General features: G+C 65.8%; 14 protein-coding genes. 8 read left to right on the top strand and 6 right to left on the bottom strand.

Features of this window, described 5'->3' with window-relative positions; translation table 11 throughout:
* Window positions 1-81: 81 nt before the first annotated feature.
* From ACP7AG_RS05715 to ACP7AG_RS05705, 3 genes are all read left to right on the top strand, one after another.
* Complete coding sequence (locus ACP7AG_RS05715; RefSeq protein WP_426030121.1) at window positions 82-273, top strand: hypothetical protein; 192 nt, start codon at window positions 82-84, stop codon at window positions 271-273.
* 208 nt (window positions 274-481) lie between these two features.
* Window positions 482-784: a hypothetical protein gene (locus ACP7AG_RS05710; protein WP_426030120.1), complete on the top strand. Its 303-nt coding sequence runs from the start codon at window positions 482-484 to the stop codon at window positions 782-784.
* On the top strand, window positions 721-1,632 hold the full coding sequence (locus tag ACP7AG_RS05705; RefSeq protein ID WP_426030119.1) for a methyl-accepting chemotaxis protein: 912 nt from the start codon (window positions 721-723) through the stop codon (window positions 1,630-1,632). Before ACP7AG_RS05710 ends, ACP7AG_RS05705 begins: the two co-directional genes overlap by 64 nt.
* Before the next feature lie 154 nt (window positions 1,633-1,786).
* Here the strand turns inward: ACP7AG_RS05705 and ACP7AG_RS05700 are convergent, their stop codons facing one another.
* Both ACP7AG_RS05700 and ACP7AG_RS05695 read right to left on the bottom strand, forming a co-directional pair.
* Window positions 1,787-2,602 (bottom strand): ABC transporter permease, encoded by an 816-nt coding sequence (locus tag ACP7AG_RS05700; RefSeq protein WP_426030118.1) that lies wholly within the window; start codon window positions 2,600-2,602, stop codon window positions 1,787-1,789.
* Entirely contained in the window at window positions 2,592-3,509 is a 918-nt protein-coding gene (locus tag ACP7AG_RS05695) for an ABC transporter ATP-binding protein (protein ID WP_426030117.1), read from the bottom strand. Before ACP7AG_RS05695 ends, ACP7AG_RS05700 begins: the two co-directional genes overlap by 11 nt.
* 166 nt (window positions 3,510-3,675) lie before the next feature.
* On the opposite strand from ACP7AG_RS05695, the gene ACP7AG_RS05690 reads away from it, so the two are divergent.
* Window positions 3,676-4,911: an ectonucleotide pyrophosphatase/phosphodiesterase gene (locus tag ACP7AG_RS05690; protein WP_426030116.1), complete on the top strand. Its 1,236-nt coding sequence runs from the start codon at window positions 3,676-3,678 to the stop codon at window positions 4,909-4,911.
* A 180-nt stretch (window positions 4,912-5,091) separates the two neighbouring features.
* Window positions 5,092-5,262, top strand: a complete 171-nt coding sequence (locus ACP7AG_RS05685; protein WP_426030115.1) for a hypothetical protein — start codon at window positions 5,092-5,094, stop codon at window positions 5,260-5,262.
* A gap of 213 nt (window positions 5,263-5,475) precedes the next feature.
* On the opposite strand, the gene ACP7AG_RS05680 is transcribed toward ACP7AG_RS05685, so the two are convergent.
* The 3 genes from ACP7AG_RS05680 to ACP7AG_RS05670 all read right to left on the bottom strand — a co-directional run bounded on the left by ACP7AG_RS05680 (window position 5,476) and on the right by ACP7AG_RS05670 (window position 10,746).
* Complete coding sequence (locus ACP7AG_RS05680) at window positions 5,476-7,272, bottom strand: glycoside hydrolase family 15 protein (protein ID WP_426030114.1); 1,797 nt, start codon at window positions 7,270-7,272, stop codon at window positions 5,476-5,478.
* 126 nt (window positions 7,273-7,398) lie between these two features.
* Window positions 7,399-9,558 (bottom strand): glycogen debranching N-terminal domain-containing protein, encoded by a 2,160-nt coding sequence (locus ACP7AG_RS05675; RefSeq protein WP_426011795.1) that lies wholly within the window; start codon window positions 9,556-9,558, stop codon window positions 7,399-7,401.
* A gap of 123 nt (window positions 9,559-9,681) precedes the next feature.
* Complete coding sequence (locus tag ACP7AG_RS05670; protein WP_426030113.1) at window positions 9,682-10,746, bottom strand: glycosyltransferase family 4 protein; 1,065 nt, start codon at window positions 10,744-10,746, stop codon at window positions 9,682-9,684.
* Window positions 10,747-10,966: 220 nt separating this feature from the next.
* Between ACP7AG_RS05670 and ACP7AG_RS05665 the strand changes: the two genes are divergently transcribed.
* The 3 genes from ACP7AG_RS05665 (at window position 10,967) to ACP7AG_RS05655 (ending at window position 13,663) form a co-directional block, all read left to right on the top strand.
* A complete protein-coding gene (locus ACP7AG_RS05665; protein WP_426030156.1) occupies window positions 10,967-12,466 on the top strand; it encodes a L,D-transpeptidase family protein in 1,500 nt (499 codons plus the stop codon).
* Window positions 12,467-12,613: 147 nt separating this feature from the next.
* Entirely contained in the window at window positions 12,614-13,282 is a 669-nt protein-coding gene (locus ACP7AG_RS05660; RefSeq protein ID WP_426011792.1) for a DUF882 domain-containing protein, read from the top strand.
* A 30-nt stretch (window positions 13,283-13,312) separates the two neighbouring features.
* Entirely contained in the window at window positions 13,313-13,663 is a 351-nt protein-coding gene (locus ACP7AG_RS05655; protein WP_426030112.1) for a hypothetical protein, read from the top strand.
* A gap of 75 nt (window positions 13,664-13,738) precedes the next feature.
* Here ACP7AG_RS05655 and ACP7AG_RS05650 read toward each other — a convergent pair whose 3' ends face one another.
* Window positions 13,739-14,779, bottom strand: coding sequence for a substrate-binding domain-containing protein (locus tag ACP7AG_RS05650; protein ID WP_426030111.1), 1,041 nt, complete (start codon window positions 14,777-14,779; stop codon window positions 13,739-13,741).
* Window positions 14,780-14,898: the final 119 nt, after the last annotated feature.

The following is a 14,898-nucleotide window of genomic DNA, read 5'->3' as shown; positions in this document are numbered from 1 at the left end:
TGGTTGAGATTTTATTCACTTGGCTGGAGCAACCTTCGCCGGGGTGATCTGGGGAAGGTAGGGGATGAAAATCTCCGGTGCATGCGAGCTTTTGGCTGCGCATTGGCTTTCGGCGTAGGCCTGGCGGGCGGCGTCGCCCTGTTCGCGATCGAGGGCCTGCGGGTCGGCGGGCCCTTGTTCAAGCAGATCGTCAACAACAAGGACATCGTCGCCGACATCTTGCCGCCGCCGCTCTATGTTGTCGAGGCCGACCTAGAGCATTTCCGGACCTGACTGCGTCAGGCCGTGAGCTCTAATCTTCTGTTTTGACGCATTTTTCTTCACGCGAACCGGAACCGCTTCGCTCGAAAAATGCTCTAGTGGCGACCAAGCTGGTGGCCCATTCCGAGACCGTGCAGGCAGCCACCGACAAGCTGGCGAACTGCGCAAGGATTACGGCAGCCGCCGCGATTACTGGACGAAAGCGTCGATCGACGCGGACATGCGCGACATGCTGGTCAACCAGTCCGCCGCCCCCGCCGCCGACTTCTGGCGCGTGATCGACCAGGAGATCCTGCCGGCCGTGCGGTGCGGCGACCTGGACTGCGCCCGCCAGGGCCTGGCCCGCGCCGACGCCGCCTACGAGGCCCATCGGGCCGTGATCGCCAAGGTCGTGGTGATGGCCAATCGAGACGCTCAGGCCGTCGAGCGGCCGCCGCTCGCCAGACCCGTCTGGCCTTCATGCTGCTGGGCGGGGCCGGCGTGTTGGTGCTGGCCGGGGTCGGCGGCGGCGTCGCACTTATGAGCCGCCGCATTGTCCAACCCATCGAGGCCATGACCGGCTTCGTGGTCCGGCTGGCGGCCGGGGACTATGAAAGCGCCGTGCCGTTCGCGGGACGGGGCGACGAGATCGGCGGTATGGCCACCTCGGTGGCGGTGTTCCGCGAGGCGATCGTCGAACGCCAGGCCGCCGAAGCGCGAATCGCCGCCGAACAGGCGCAAACCCAGTCCACCAAGGCCCAGCGCGACGCCGAACGTCAGGCCGAGGAAGCAGGCCGCCTTCAGGTCGTCGAAGCCTTGGGCGCTGCCGTGGCCCGGCTCTCGGCCGGCGACCTGACGGCGCGGCTGCAGACCGCGTTCCCGCAAGCCTATGAAGGTCTACGCGGCGATTTCAACCGGGCGATGGCGACTCTGGAGGGGGCGTTGGGCGAGGTGATCGGTGTGGCCAGCGTGCAGCGGTCTGGAGTGGGCGAAATTAGCGACGCCATCGAGAACCTGTCGGCGCGCACAGAGCGGCAGGCCGCCAGCCTGGCCGAGACGGCCTCGGCCCTGGGCGAGGTCAGCGCCAGCGTCAAGCGCACCGCCGAGGGGGCCAACGAGGCCAATGCGGCGGTGATCGACAGCCGGTCCGTGGCCCACCGCTCCAGCCAGGTCGTCGGCCGGGCCGCCGAGGCCATGGGTCAGATCGAAAGTTCCTCGGCCAAGGTCTCGCAGATCCTGGGCGTCATGGACGAGATCGCTTTCGAGACCAGCCTGCTGGCCCTGAACGCTGGCGTGGAAGCCGCGCGGGGCGCGCCGGCTGTTGCGCGGCTGGACCCGCGAGGATCAGCGGGCTGTCGATGCCCTGCTTCTCCAGGCGCCGCTACTTCCTGACCGAGCGCGATCCGGTCGGCCGTGCGCTGGTCCTCGACAGAAAGCGTTACGGACGCTTTCGGCGTTGCGCAGGCCGAGAGCCATAGGCCACACCCAGCGACAACCAGGGCCTGCTGCCACCGCGCGATAACCGAGATGCGTCCAAGCCCCATCGCTATTCCTTCGTCAGATCCTGCCGCTTGAACAGCATCACGGCGGCGCCAGCCAAGATCACCAGCCAGACCAGCAGCAGCAACAGTCCCAGACCCGCCGGACCAGCCTCGGGCCGCATGCCTGCCGGAGCGGCGACAAAGGTCTTCAGGGTGCGAGCGGCGTAGGCTGGGATCGCCAGGGCCTTCCAAGTGGTTTCCTGAGCCATGGTCGCCAGGGTGGACTGGACCACCACCACCACCAGGCCCGCCACGACCGCGCCCATGGTCGAACGCGTCACCACGCCGATCATGGCCGCCAAGGCGCCGACCAGGATCATTTGCAGCCACGTGATCAGGAACACGCCCGCGAACTGGCCCAGGACGTTTGAGCCTGCCGGCGGGCCGACCAGCGGCGCGGCGTTGACCGCGCTGCTGAACACTCCAGCAAGAACGGCCACGACTGCGGTGAGCAGCAAGCTCCAGGCGGCGGCTTCGGCGAAGACGATCAACTTGGCGGTCAGCAGGTTGAGGCGGCCGTTGCGCGGGGTCACCAGGCGCCAGGTCTCCCAGCGATAGTCGCCGGCGACGATGGCCGCCGCGCCGATCAGCAGGAATAGGGCGGTGACGGGCCCCGCCGCGCCCGCCACCGCGCCCAGGGTCCGGTTGGCCAGGTCGGTGGTCGCGCCAGGGATGGTGCGGTGGAAAGCGGCGCGCACGAAGATGTCGGTGGCCAGGCTAAACAACAGCGAAGCGAGGGGCACGAACAGGAAGCCCCAGAACACGCCGGTTCGGTCGCGGATCAGCCGGAAACGCTCGGCGGCGATGGCGTCAGCGAGCATCGGCGGCGTTCCCGGTCTTGAGGTCAGAGTCTTCCAGCGCGCCCAGATAGGCGCTCTCCAGATCGGCCTCGCGCCAGCGGACCTCGGTGATCTCGACGCCGGCCTCGACCAGGGCGCGGATCAGGGCGGGGGTCTCGGCGCGGGGCAGGTCGGCCAACACGGCGTCGGAACCGTCGGGCGCGCCACGATCGCCGAGCACGGCCAAGGCCTTGTCGATCGGCGTCACCGATAGCCGCAGCCGCGCGCGGCCGCCCGTTAGGCTTTCGACCGAGCCCTCCGAGGCCAGCCTACCCTTGGACAGGATCGCCACCCGGTCACAGACCCGGCGCACCTCGTCCAACTGGTGGCTGGCCAGTATAATGGTCACGCCCTCCCTGTCGGCCAGATCGCGGATCAGGGCCCGGATCTCCTGGATGCCGGCAGGGTCCATGCCGCTGGTCGGCTCGTCCAGGATCACGAGTTCAGGGCGGGTGAAGAAGGCCGCCGCCAGGCCCAGCCGCTGCTTCATGCCGACCGAGAAGCCGCCGGTCTTGCGGTCGGCCGCGCCGCCTAGGCCCACCCGCTCAAGCCAATACTCGATGTCGGCGCCCGCCGCGCCGCTTTCCAGCGCCAGCATCTTGAGGGTGTCGCGGGCGGTCAGATAGGGCGGATAGCGCGGGGTCTCGATCATCGCGCCGACCCGGCGCAGCGAGGCCGTGCCGCCGGCGCTGGCGCCGAACAGCTTCGCCGAGCCACTGGTGGGTCGCACCAGGCCCAAGGCGATGCGAAACAAGGTGCTCTTGCCCGCGCCGTTGGGACCCAGCACGCCGAACACGCCCCCGGCCGGGATGCTCAGCGACAGCCCGTCCAGGGCGCGCACCGCGCCATAGGTCTTGGTCAGGCCCTCGGCCTCCAGGGCGAAACTCATGGACAGCCGATTTCGGCGTTGGTCATGGCGGCGACTCCCTGCGACTCCCTGCGACACGCGAGGACTATGGCCGGGCGGAGCGGGCCCGCCAAGTTAAGTCGCGGTCATGCGTAGCGCCGTCACATGACTGAGCTATAGACCAAGGGGCTTGAGTTGGAGGCGCTTGATGTTCGCTGCTCGTCGTTGGTTCGCCCTGGTTCTGGCGCTGACGCTGGGCGCATGCGCGACGTCCGCGCCGTCGCCACCCAAGTCAGCCCTGACCATCCTGGTGTCACTCGACGGCTTTCGGCCCGACTATCTGGACCGGGGCGAGACCCCGACCCTGAGCGCCCTGGCCGCCGACGGCGTGCGCGGCGCGATGCGGCCGTCGTTTCCCAGCCTGACCTATCCGAACCACTACACGCTGATCACCGGCAAGCGCCCGGACCACAATGGCGTGGTCGACAACACCATGGAGGACGCCGAAATTCCCGGCGTCGCCTTCAAGATGTCGAACCATCAGGCGGTCAGTGACGGGCGTTGGTGGAGCCAGGCAACGCCGCTCTGGGTGACTGCCGAACGCCAGGGCGTTCACGCTGGCACGCTGTTCTGGCCTGGCTCGGAGTCGGAGATCGAGGGCGTTCGGCCCAGCCGCTGGCAGGTGTTCGACGAGAAGCTCGCCTCGAACGACAGGGTCGACACCCTGCTGTCCTGGATCGATTCCGACGCACCCGAGCTGGGCTTCACCACCCTCTATTTCGATGTCGTCGATACCCAGGGCCACCATTACGGCCCGGTCTCGCCGGAGGTGAACACCGCGATCGTCGAGGTGGACACGGCCGTGGCGCGCCTGGTGGCGGGCCTGAAGGTGAGGGGACTCTACGACACCACCAATATCGTCGTCGTCGCCGACCACGGCATGGCGCCCCAACCGTTGAGCAAGTTGGTTGATCTGGCGACGATCGTTGATCCCCCCAAGGTGCGCCTGGTCGGCACGGGATCGGTCGTCGGCGTTCGGCCGCTGGTCGGGCACGAGGCCGAGGTGCGCGCGGCACTGCTCAAGCCCATCCCCCACCTGACCTGCTGGGAGAAGGCCAAGATCCCGGCCCGTTTTGGTTACGGCGCCAATCCCCGTGTTCAACCGATCGTCTGCCTGGCCGAAAAGGGCTGGTACTTCACCACCGCGACCTCGATCAAGAAACGCTGGGAGGAGCATCCGCGCGACGGCGGCGCGCATGGTTACGATCCTGCCGACTCCGACATGCGCGCGGTGTTCGTCGCCCACGGCCCAGCCTTCCGGCCCGGCGTGGTCCTGCCGGTGTTCGACAATGTCGCTGTCTATCCGTTGCTGACGCGCTTGATCGGCGTTCGGGGCGAGAAGGGCGATGGGCGGATCTGGCCGATCGGGCCGGCGCTGCGCTAGAGCATTTTTCGAGCGAAGTGGTTCCGGTTCGCGTGAAGAAAAATGCGTCAAAACAAAATATTAGAGCTCACGGCCTGACGCAGTCAGGTCGGGAAATGCTCTAGGCGCGCCAGCCGACCTGTCGATAAACCCCCTTACTCACATAGTTGCGATATCTGTTAAATATTGCGGATATTCGCAATGGAGCTTCGCCTGATCCGCAACGGTCTCACCTCGGCCCTGTGCTATCGAGATCCCAATTCCGCGCTCAAATTCCTGGAGGCGGCGTTCGGCTCCGACCTGGTGACGCTGATTGGGGACGCCGAGGGCGACCTCGCCTATTCGGAGATGAAATTCGGCGACAGCCCGTGATGATTGGGACCGAGTGGACCGAGAAGCATCGCAGTCCGGCCTCGATCGACGGCCGCAACACCCAAACCGTCCACATCCACTTGGAGGGCGCCATTCTTGGCGTCCGCTAGGCTGCAGGTGCTCATTGGACCTCCGTATGGCTATCAAGATAGCCATATTTTTCTGACGGCAAGATGGCGCTAGCGACCGCTAATTTTCGAGCGGTCTTGCCTCTCACCGCACCGACGTCCAAGGCCGGCTTAGCAGCACCGCGCAGTTGATCAGGCCGACCAGGCTGTAGGTTTGCGGATAGTTGCCCCACAGCTCGCCGTCCGCGAAGCCGATGTCCTCCGACAGCAGGCCGGCGGTGGTGCGGCGCGCCAGCATCTCATCGAACAGCGCCCGCGCCTCCTCGATGCGACCGGCCAGGTACAGGGCCTCGACCAGCCAGAACGTGCAGATGTTGAACGCAGTCTGCGGGGCGCCGAAGTCGTCGGGGATGGCGTAGCGCAGCAGGTAGGAGCCCTTGCGCAGGCCCGCCTCGACGGCCTCGACGGTGGCGACATTGCGCGGGTCATTGGCCTCGAGAAAGCGCAGATCGACCAACTGCAGCAGGCTGGCGTCCAGTTCGTCGCCCTCGAAGGTGGCGGCGAAGCGACCGAGTTCCTCATTCCAGGCGCGTTTGTCGATGGTGGCGCGGACCTGGGCGGCGCGGGCATTCCAGAAGTCGGCCCGGTCGGCCAGGCCGAGCTTGGCGGCGGCGTTGCCCAGCCTGTCGCAGGCCGCCCAGCACATCACCGCCGAATAGGTGTGGACATTGGCCCGGCCGCGGAACTCCCACAGGCTGGCGTCCGGCTGGTCGTGAAGCTGGAAAGCCCGTTCGCCCACCGGCTCCAGGTTCTTGAAGTCCTCGACCGTTCCGGGTCGCAAAAGGCGCTCATCGAAGAAGGCCTGGGTGGAGGACAGGATGATCTGGCCATAGACGTCGTGCTGCTGGTGCTCGAAGGCCTGGTTGCCGATGCGCACCGGCCCCATGCCGCGATAGCCGGGCAGGTCGGGGGCGAAGCGCTCGGTCAGTTGCGGCTCGAAGCCCACGCCGAACAGCGGCTGGATATGGCCGCCGTCGGCGCGGTCGACGATGTTGCGCAGATAGCCCAGATAGTTCTCCAGAATGTCGACCGCGCCCAGGCGGTTCAGGGCCTGAACCACGTAATAGGCGTCGCGCATCCAGCAGTAGCGGTAGTCCCAATTGCGACCACTGTTGGCATGTTCGGGGATCGAGGTGGTCATGGCCGCGACGATCGCGCCGGTCTCCTCGTGGGTGCAGAGCTTCAAGGTGATGGCCGCGCGGATCACCGCGCTCTGGTAGTCGAGCGGCACGGCGAGGCCACGCACCCATTCCAGCCAATATTCTTCGGTCTGTTGCAGCATGCGGGTGCAGGTGGCCCCGATATCGGCGTTGAACCCCTCGTCGGCGCCCAGGAACATGGCGATCGGCTGTTCCAGACGGAAGGTGCGCTCTTCCAGAATGTGCGACACCGGCACGTCGGTGGTCAGACGCAGGGTCATGTCCGAGCCGAGGTAGCGAATGTGGTTGGAGCCGTTCGTATGCTCGGCGAGCTTGGCGCCCCACTCGGCGGTGGGGCGGGCCCGCAAAGTAATGCGGCAGACGCCACTGATTGGCCGGACCAGACGGATGAACGCGGTAGGGCGGAAGATTCGACCGAATTGGCGATAACGGGGTGCGAAGTCGAGAATCTCCAGGCTGGCGCCGTCGGCGTCGGTGATCACCGTGCGCAGGATCGGGGTGTTGCGCAGATAGGCCTGGTCGATGGTTTGCTTGCCCTCGACCGCGACCTCCCACGTCCCCTGCGCGGCGGGATCTTCAGGCTCCAGACCGCCCAGCAGGCTACTGAACACCGGATCGGAATCGACGCGCGGCATGCAGGTCCAGACGAAGCGGCCGCCGCGGTCGATCAGGGCGTTGACCGCGCAGTTGCCGATCGGGAAAAGGTCAAGGGTTTGGGGCATGGGGGCCTCGTTATGCTGGTTTCTTGTTTCCGTTTTCCCGACGAAAATGGTCGGGACCCAGACTCGTCAGGAGTCTCTCGCGGGCTTTCCTGCACCCGGCTTTTTCCGGAGGATACTGACTTCGGGTCATCGCCGGATGAGCAGTGGTACGGTCGAACCTTTGCCGACATGGGCCGCGACGCGCGGTCCGTTGTGTTCGAAACTGATATCGGTCAGGGCGTCGCCGACGCCAAGGCCGCCGATGGTCAGGTGATCGATGCCGATGGGCAGGCGCGGATCGGTGAGGTGCACCTCATTCTTCCAGCCGTCTACGGTGATCCCCAGGCACGCCTGCAGCATCATGAAGGCCGAGCCAGCCGCCCAAGCCTGGGGCAGGCAGGCCACCGGATAGGCCACGGGCGGCTCGCCCGGCTGGCGTGGGAAACCGCAGAACAGCTCGGGCAGCCGCATTTCATAGTGGGCTGCTGTTTCGAACAGGCCCGAGGTCATCTGCACCACCCCGTCGCGATGGCCGTAGCGCGCCAGGCCCATGGCGCAAATCGCGGTATCGTGCGGCCAGACCGAACCGTTGTGGTAGCTCATCGGGTTAAATCGCGGTTCGCCTTGGGCCAGGGTCCGCACGCCGAAACCGTTGTGGAAGGCCGCCGACAGCAGAGTGTCGGCCACCTTCTTGGCGCGGTCGGGCGAGGGCAGGCCGCAGAACAGCAGGTGGCCGGGGTTGGAGCCCTTGACCCGGCAGGGCTTGCCGTGACCGTCGATGGCCATGGCGTAGAAGCCCTTGTCCTCCATCCAGAACTTGTCCTCGACCTGTTGGCGCAGATGCTCGGCCTTGGCTCGCCAACGTTCGGCGTTCTGCGGATCGCCGCGCCGCTCGGCCAGGTCCGCCATGCCCTTGAAAGCGGCGAAGGCGTAGCCCTGGACCTCGACGACGGCGATCGGGCCGTCGGGAAATTTGCCGTCCTCGTGGAAGACGCTGTCCTCGCTGTCCTTCCAGTTCTGGTTGGACAAACCGGAGTCCAGGCCCCTGGCGTAGTCGATCAGGCCGTCGCCGTCGCTGTCGCCGAAGTGCTCGATCCAGGCGATGGCTGCCGTCAGCGGCGTCCACAAATTCTCGATGAAGGTCAGGTCGCCCGTACGTTCGGCATAGGCGCAGGCCAGGGCCACGAACAGCGGCGTGGTGTCGACCCCGCCGTAATAGCGGCCGAACGGCAACTCGCCGAGCGCGGTCATCTCGCCCTTGCGGGTCTCGTGCATTATCTTGCCCGGTGCGCTGTCGCGGAAGGCGCTGACCTCCAAGGCCTGGTGTTCGGCCAGATAGCCCAGCACGCCCTTGGCCAGGCCCGGCTCGATCCACAGCACCTGCCAGGCGGTGATGATTGCGTCGCGGCCGAACGGCGTCGAGAACCAGGGAATGCCGGCATAGGGATAGGGGCCGGTCGCGAACTCGGTGGTCAACAGGGCCAGATCCGCCCGAGACTTTTCCAGCCAGTCGTTGAAGAGCCGGCCCGAGCTGTGCAGCCGCGCCCCCCGCCGCCGCCGCTTGCGCATATCGACCCGGGCCCGAGCGGCGGCGTCGCGCCAACGCTCGCGGGTCGGCGGGTGGTCCGGCTTCACCCCGACCTCGATATGGAGATCGAAATGGGTTTCCGGCGTCAGCATGAACATGAAGTCGGCGCGTTGCGGACCCAGGCGGCCCGGCGGATCGGAAAATGAAACCACGCTGGTGCGACGCACCCCGTCCAGCCCATCATAAGCGTAGGTGACGCTGCGCCCGTCCATCTCCGCTGGCAAAACGCGGCCACGGCCCGCGGGGCGCTTGGACCCGCGCACTTCGAACATGTCGTGGAAGTCGGCGTCGTACTCGAGGCCGACGGGCAGGATCACCATGTCGCGGCTGTAGTTGACGAAGCGCAGGCGCTCATAGAGCCGTTGGTCCCACAGGAACCGCTTGCGCTCGACATGGATGGCGCCATGCGGCGCCGCCGCGCCGCCCAAGGCGGGCAGGGGCTCGTTGGTCGAGTGCGAGGTGAAGAACACATTGTCCTGCGAAACGGACGCGCTCAGCAGGGCCGGCGAACGGTTGCCCAGCAGCAGGCGCAGCTTGGACAGCAGGCGCGTGTCGTCATGAAAGAGTCCATCGGCCGCGCCCATAACGTCGCCGAAGGCGTCGGCCACCAAGAAGGTGTCCTTGTCCTTTAAGGCGAAAAGGTTGGAGGGCGACCGGGGTTCGCCCGTCTCGCCCTGTTCAACCGAGCCCGTGGGGGCGTCCGGCGTCATATCATCCATGAACTTGGCCTCTTGCGCTGAGGTCCCTCGAAAGCCCGCCGCGCCGCGATGATGCGGCGGGCGGGTTGGCGAGTCCTAAAACCTGATCGTGTCGCGGACGGGGCGTTCCCGGAGCCGCGATGCTCAGGCGCTTTGAGCCAGCGTCAAGCGCTTCGGCGCGGTCGCTTTTTCGAGATGAGCGTAGATGTCCAGATAGCGGTTCGCCATCGCGATGGCCGAGAACCGCTCTTCAAAGCGCTGGCGAACGCCGAAACGATCGATTTCACCCACGCGTCGCACGGCTTCAACGGCGCCGTCCTCATCTGTGACGATGAAACCGGTCCGGCCATTCTCGATCACCTCTGGAACCGAGCCGCAGTCGTAGGCGATGACTGGGGTGCCGCAGGCCATGGCCTCGATCATCACCAGGCCGAAGGGTTCGGGCCAGGCGATGGGGAACAGCAAAGCGTCAGCCTTGCCGAGGAATTCCGATTTTTGATGATCGCCGATCTCTCCCACGAACTCGATCAGCGGATCATCGAGCAGGTGCTCGATTTCGGCGTGGAAATAGGCGCGATCGGCCGCGTCGATCTTGGCGGCGATCTTCAGTTTCTTGCCGAGGCGCTTGGCGATGGCGATGGCGCGGTCAGGACCCTTCTCGGGCGAAATGCGCCCGAGGAACGCCAGGTAGCCGTCAGGCTTAGCGTTGAAGTCGTAGACCTCGGCGGCCATGCCGTGCAGCACCGTCCCGGCCCAATTCGCAAAGGGCAGCGGGCGGCGCTGGTCGTCGGAGATGGAGATCAGCGGATATTGGGTCCAGCGGCGATAGACGCCAGGCAGATCCTTCAGATCCAGGCGGCCGTGCAGGGTGGTCAGGGTCTTGGCCGCCATCTCCTCGAACATCGGGAACTGGACCATGTCGGTGTGGAAGTGGATGACGTCGAAGCGGTGCGCCTGGCGCTTGACCTCCGCCAGCATGGACATGTGGGCGGCCAGATCTGACTTCAGCGGCGCGGGGTCGAGGCGGATGGCCTGATCGCGCACGGCCACCAATTCTGCCTTGGTCTTGGCGTCGCTGGAGGCGAACAGGGTGACCTCGTGGCCCAGATCGACCAGGGCGTCGGTCAGATGCGCCACGACGCGTTCCGTGCCGCCATAGAAGCGCGGCGGAACAGCTTCGTACAGGGGGGGCACCTGGGCGATCTTCATGGGTTGAAGTCCTGAAACTCGAAGGGCGCGTTCGCGCGCCCCGACGCCGGAAGAAACCGCCAGTGTGGCCGTTAGGTTCCGCAACGAAAATAAAGAACCTTAAGCGGTTTGAACCGTTCGCCTTCCGCGCTACTTGCGTTGACGCGCGAGCGACGTGACGGCCATTTGAGTGTACGCGGACTGGCCGCGTACGAGCGTGCGGCGAGACCTTTTGACGGTGATCAAGACCTGGACCAAACGTGACGCACTGCTTGGCGGCGCGCTTTCCTTCATGACGCTTGGCGCGGTCGGCGCCCAGGTTCAGAACGCGCCGCTCGTTCTAGGGCCGCCACAGCCGTTGAGCTTCGCGCCTGTTCCGACCAGCGTGGTCTTACGGCCCGATCAAGCCGATATGCTGGTGCGGACCCTGGCCCAGGCGCCAAGCCATGGTTTCGAACCCACCGCCTTCTCGCCGGACTCCATCGTGCCGATGCTGGGCGCGCGGGATACCGGCACGCGCCAGGTCGGCCAGACCCAGTTGATCGCTCTGACCCTGCGCTATGCCCGCGCCGTGCACTCCGGCCGGTTGGCGCCCGAGGCGTTCCTGAATAACTGGGGCCTGCGTCCCTTGCCGTACGATCCCGGTGCGGACTTCGTCCAGGCCGCCGCGCAGGATCGCCTGGGTCCGTGGCTCGATGGCCTGCCGCCGCCCTACACTGGCTATCAGACCCTGCGTAAAGGCCTGGTGACCTATCGCGAGATCGCCATGCGAGGCGGTTGGGGGATGGTTCCCGGGGGCGCGCCGCTGAAGCTGGGGGCGACCAATGATCCGCGCATCGCCGCGCTGGAGGCCCGGCTGGCCGTTGAAGACTCGACCATAGCCGTCGACTCGGCCCCGGTGTTCGACGAGGCTTTGCAACAGGCGCTGATGCGCGCCCAGAAGCGCTTTGGCCTCAATCCCGATGGCGGCCTCGGCCCTGCAACGCTAGCGGCGCTGAACCTACCCGTCGAGCGCCGGATCGATCAGATCCTGGCCAATATGGAACGCTGGCGCTGGCTGCCGCAGCAACTGCCGGCCGACCGGATCCAGGTCAATATCGCAGCTGCGGTGATGAGCGTCTTCCATGACGACGCCCCGACCCTGACCATGCGCGCGGTGACCGGCCGTCCAGGCGACGAGACGCCAATGCTGTCCTCGACCGTCACCTCCATCGTGCTGAACCCGCCCTGGAACGTGCCGTCCTCGATCGCCACCAAGGAGCTATGGCCCAAGCAGCGGGCCAACCCGAGCTATTTCGCCAACAACGACTTCATTGTCATTCCCACCGGCGACGGCGGCTCGCGCCTGCAGCAGAAGGCCGGCCCCAAGGCGGCTTTGGGCTTGGTAAAATTCGACTTCGCCAACCCTTACGGCGTCTACCTGCACGACACCCCCAGCCGCGCGCGGTTCTCCAGCTTCAGCCGTTTGGCCAGCCACGGGTGCGTTCGTCTGGAGAAGCCGATCCCTCTGGCCAAACAGCTGCTGGGCAGTGATCCGGCCTGGAGTCCTGAGGTGGTCGACGCGACTATCGCGGCCGGCAAGACCGTCCGCGCGCCCCTAGCTCAACCAATCGCCGTATTTCTGCTCTACTGGACGGCCTATGTGACGCCAGACGGGCAAGTGAACTTCCGCGATGATCCCTATGGCTGGGATAGGGTGCTGGTGCAGCGTATTGCCGCATCCGGAACCGGCTCAGCTTGACCCCAGGGCGCGCTTAGGGCCTCTTCCCCGTCACGAGCCTTTTCAGTTCCGAAAGGACTCGTGCGTTCTAATGTCTGCTTGAGGATCGCCAAGTACGGAGATCCAGCCTTCCGGCAATCTCGCAGGGTCAGTCCGGGGAAGCGTATCATGATCGATCGACGCAAGCTTTTGGGGCTTGGTTTCGGTGTGCTCGGCGCGAGCGCGGTAGGGCCCATGGCGGCGTTCGCCCAGGCCAAACTTTCTGCCGCTGATTTGATCGGCGACTTGCTGATGCGCCAGTCGCAAATGTCCGAGGGCTTGCCGCCCGAGGGTCTGGCTGACGTCGCGCCGGCTCCGGCCGCGTCCTATGGTCCTCCTTCAAATGCGCAACGCTGGCTGAAGTTGCGCAACATTCACACTGAGGAAAAACTCGAGGCGGTCTATTTCGAAAAGGGCGAGTACGTGCCCGACGCCGTCGAGGCCCTGGACAAGGTGCTGCGCGACTATCGCACCGGCGACGTCCACCCGATGAACCCCCGCCTGTTCGACACCCTGGCCGATGTCGCCCAGAAGACCAATACCAAAGCCCACTACCAGGTCATCTCGGGTTACCGGTCCCCCAAGACCAACGCCATGTTGCATGAACGCAGCGGTGAGGTCGCCAAACGCAGCCTGCACATGGACGGCAAGGCGATTGATATCTATCTGGAGGACGTCGCTTTGGATCGCGTTCGGGCCGCGGCCCTGGATCTCGGACGGGGCGGTGTGGGTTATTACCCCGACAGTAAATTCGTCCACCTCGACGTCGGACCTGTCCGGCGTTGGGTCGGCTCCTAGGCGGGGCCGCAGATCAGAGGAAAGACCCGGATGGCCAAGACCGAACGCAAGAGCAACCCGTTCGGATGGATCCTTCTGGGAGCCTTGGTCGGGGCCGTGGCCACGGCCGGCGTACTGCTGATGGCCAGTTCCATGAATATGGATGGCGGCTATGAAGATGGGCCGACGGAAATCCGCACGGAGGCCGACGATGCTGCTGCAGCGGCCGCTCGCCCCCTGCCGGTGACCACCGCTCCGCACGCTGAGCCGCCGCCGGTGGCGACCGTTGCGGCCCAGGCGACCGCCGGTCTTCCCGCCGCCCCGGTCGACGCCCAGATGGCTGATGACGCCGCCGCCGCAGGTATGACGTCGCGGGCGCCTTCCGAGCAGCCTACGAACTAATTCGCGCTGGTCATGCGCAATGGAAAACGGCCCCGGATCGCTCCGGGGCCGTTTCCGTGTTCTTGAACGAAAGCCTTACGACCTCGGCGCTGCCATCGGCGTCAGCTTGCCGGCGGCGGCTTTCTGGGCTTCGTGCTGGGCCGGGGGTAGGGGGATCAGACCGCGGCCCTGCAGGTAGCCGCCCCGGCCACTGGCGGAGTCGGAGACCAATTCAGCGATGAATTCCTTCAGGCCTGGGGTCACGCCCACCTGGTCCTTCTTGACGTAGACGTAGAGCGAGCGCGCCAGCGGGTACTGGCCGCTGGCGATCGTCTGTGCCGAGGGCTTCACGCCGTTGACGCTGGCGGCCTTGATGCGGTTGGCGTTTTCTTCGAGGAAGCTGTAGCCGAAGACGCCTAGCGCGCCCGGGGTCTTCTCGATGGTGCCGACAATGGCGTTGTCGTTCTCGCCGGCATCCACCCAGGGGCCGTCGGTGCGCAGCGGGTCGATCTTGGCCTTGAAGGCCTTTTCGTCGGCGTCATGCAGTTTCTTGGCGGTCGGGAACGCCTTGGCGCCGTTTTCGATGGCCAGTTCCACGAAGGCGTCGCGGGTGCCCGAGGTGGGCGGCGGGCCGTAGACCAGGATGCGGTTGGCCGGCAGGCCCGCGCCGATGTCTTTCCAAGATTTGTAGGGATTGGCCACGAATTGGCCGCCGCGCAGGGCGTTTTGGGCCAGGCCCAGATACAGGTGCTCGACCTTGAAATTGTAGTCGGGGGCTTGCTTGTCCATGGCCACGACGATGCCGTCGAAACCGATCTTTAGCTCGACGATGTTGTTGACGCCGGCGGCCTTGCAGGCGGCGAATTCGGACTTCTTCATCGGGCGCGAGGCGTTGGCGATGTCGGGGAACTTTTCGCCCATGCCGCCGCAGAACATCTTGATGCCGCCGCCGGTGCCCAGGCTTTCGACCTTGGGCGCTTTTTTGCCGGTCTTCTTGGCGAAGTTCTCGGCGGTGCGGGTGGAGAACGGGAACACGGTCGATGAGCCGGCGGCCCAGACATAGTCGCGAGCGGCGTGGGCGCTGGTCGCCCCAGTGAGCAAGGCGAGCGCCGCAGTGGCGCCGAGCAGGGTTTTCATGGGCGAGATCCTGTTGCTTGGGGTCTGAAGAACTTGGCGGCGAACCACACACCCCGTCTTAACCAGAACGCGGCCGTGACGATCAAGTGCCGTCTATTTTTGTCAAAGTTTCGCGACGG

Origin of the sequence: Caulobacter sp. DWP3-1-3b2, from assembly GCF_049896325.1 — a bacterium.
Taxonomy (GTDB): domain Bacteria; phylum Pseudomonadota; class Alphaproteobacteria; order Caulobacterales; family Caulobacteraceae; genus Caulobacter.
Note: the sequence above shows the minus strand (reverse complement) of the source record. Positions and strands in the feature narration are given on the sequence as shown.